The sequence below is a fragment of the Jeotgalibacillus sp. ET6 genome (assembly GCF_029667115.1).
GTDB lineage: Bacteria > Bacillota > Bacilli > Bacillales > Jeotgalibacillaceae > Jeotgalibacillus.
This window is the reverse complement of the sequence record NZ_JARUIU010000291.1, coordinates 1-237: the sequence shown is the minus strand read 5'-3', so window position 1 is coordinate 237 and position 237 is coordinate 1. Positions and strand designations below refer to the sequence as shown.

The 237-nt window shown below is 68.8% G+C and carries 1 pseudogene; it reads right to left on the bottom strand.

The window, feature by feature from the left end:
• Positions 1 to 237: pseudogene (locus P6709_RS20325) on the bottom strand (30S ribosomal protein S4); the annotation flags it as partial.

Sequence of the window (237 nt, the reverse complement as noted above, 5' to 3'; positions counted from 1 at the left end):
GGCGTAGTACTCGACGACGAGCTGGACGTCACCGGTGACGGGGACCTCCGCACGCTTCGGACGACGCACGAGCTTGGCCTGCAGCTTGTCGAGCTCGACCTCGAGGTAGCCCGGGACGGGGGGCAGAACCTCGGCGTGGCCACCGAGGGCGGCGACCTGGAAGGGCTCCAGCGACTCGCTCTTGGGCTTGACGTGGATGGTCTGACCCGGCTTCACACGGAACGACGGGCGGTCGAC